At 43.4% G+C, this 1,794-nt stretch carries 3 protein-coding genes; all 3 read left to right on the top strand.

Annotation, left to right across the window (positions count from 1 at the left end; genetic code table 11):
- Positions 1-118: 118 nt before the first annotated feature.
- The 3 genes from BM082_RS24485 to BM082_RS25515 all read left to right on the top strand — a co-directional run bounded on the left by BM082_RS24485 (position 119) and on the right by BM082_RS25515 (position 1,633).
- On the top strand, positions 119-430 hold the full coding sequence (locus tag BM082_RS24485; protein WP_074928998.1) for a DUF5076 domain-containing protein: 312 nt from the start codon (positions 119-121) through the stop codon (positions 428-430).
- Positions 431-517: 87 nt separating this feature from the next.
- Positions 518-913 (top strand): immunity 22 family protein, encoded by a 396-nt coding sequence (locus tag BM082_RS24490; RefSeq protein WP_017011583.1) that lies wholly within the window; start codon positions 518-520, stop codon positions 911-913.
- 462 nt (positions 914-1,375) lie between these two features.
- Complete coding sequence (locus BM082_RS25515) at positions 1,376-1,633, top strand: MbcA/ParS/Xre antitoxin family protein (RefSeq protein WP_074929000.1); 258 nt, start codon at positions 1,376-1,378, stop codon at positions 1,631-1,633.
- The last annotated feature ends 161 nt before the right edge of the window (positions 1,634-1,794 follow it).

Below are 1,794 nucleotides of genomic sequence, written 5' to 3' on the forward strand. Positions count from 1 at the left end.
GGACACCTTGCCAATCTCGAAGCGCTTAGAAAGTGTCGTGAATACATAGGCTTGGTCAGGTTTAGTGCGGGAAAGTGCCCGTTATCACAGCGTTATACGCACAAGGAAAGTCAATCACATGCATGAACTACCTATACCTACTGGAACTGCTGGAGATGATGCAGCTAGAGAAATGATCAGAATATGGCTAGCACATGACAGCCTGAATATTTCACTTCATCTCGGAATGTGGGAAGACGCAGAGGACTGCGATATTGATGAAAGAGATGCATGGGGAGAACTTCTTGCAGATACAGTTCAACATATTGCAAATGGAATGCACCAAAGTCACGGCTGGGACAAAGAGCAAACTATTGTTCGAATTACTCGTTCTCTTATAAAGCATTCCAAATGTCCAACAGGCACTATCACAGGTAATTACGTCGAATAGTGCGTATAACAAGTTAAAGCAGCGGAAAACCACTCGCTGCGCTCGCGTTTTCCGCTGTTTAAAACGTTATAACCTATCGAGAGTTTTGTGCTATTGAAGGATTACTCTGAGGAAGAAGATTATTATTCTCAAGGTTTCGAAAAGACCGGATTTGTTTCGGTATGGCTTGGTATTCTAGATGACGCTGGGGATTCAGAAGATATTGATGTTCTACAGGATCTGTGTGGTGTCGGCTACTACGACTTAAGCAATCAAGAGAGTGAGTGCTTCGACTATCAGCTGGTGCCAATTTCTAAGTTGCTTGGCAATCTTTCTTACTCAGGTTCATTTTCATCCGAGGTAATGAAAGTGGCTGAGTCAAAGGCTCTACAAGAAGCTAGGTGGGCTGTTCTGCAATACGACTTTGCATATAATCCAAGCAAGGTTCGCCGCAGTATTGCTAGCGATCCAAAATTCATTGGAGTGTTCAGCTATGAAACCTAGCGCGTCACTGGTTATAACAAGGGCAGGCAAGGCGACGCAAAAAACGCGCGCTTGCTGCCAGCGTTAGTGTGTGAAGAGGGTAACGATGGATCGGATAATCAAAGAAGAGTTGTGGAGTCATGTCTGTTTTGAACGCGATGATGAAATATATCTTACCTATTTAGTTCAATCTGGCCCTGCAACGGTCGACTATACAGTTAAGCTGAATACTTCTGAAGTTAACTTAGTCCAATCAGGGGATTCCGAAGTTAAGCGACTGTTAGGTGGCTTTGAGCAATCAAGATTTATAATTCCACCTATTTGGCCTACGAAGTAATGCACACTAACAAGGTTTTTCAAGGCGGACGAAAAAACGCCCCGCAATTTTTGTTAAATTAATTTATGGCGTTTAAGGTGGCTTTCTTGCGTGAAGCTAATGTTTTTCGCTCCTTAAAACGACGTTAGCTGCATAGAGGCATCGGAGTGAACATTGAGGGTTGGAATAAATACGTTTCTTGCTTCCGCGAAAACTTTGAGGGGTGTACGTTCAAAAGTGAACTTATCAGCAAGTGTGGCGGTAACGAAGATATTGCCATTGCCATCTATTATCACTCACGCGAAAACGCACTAAAGTGGATGGATAGCCCGGTACCAGCATTAGATAATAAGGTTCCTAGTCGAGAGATTTCTAATGGGGGTTCAAATTTGGTTCGCCAGGTTATTTGGCGTATTCCATGCTAAATTCAGCTAACAAGCGCAGTCACGGTGACGCGTTTTTCGTTCCACTCAAAACGCGCACGTGCTGCGAGCGTTAGGTGTCACATAACTTCAATTGGGTTAATCAAATATGAATATTGATAAGATCAAAGATGTTCTATCCGAAAATCTGGGGGAAGGCTTCA

Source organism: Enterovibrio norvegicus DSM 15893 (genome assembly GCF_900115495.1).
Taxonomy (GTDB): domain Bacteria; phylum Pseudomonadota; class Gammaproteobacteria; order Enterobacterales; family Vibrionaceae; genus Enterovibrio; species Enterovibrio norvegicus.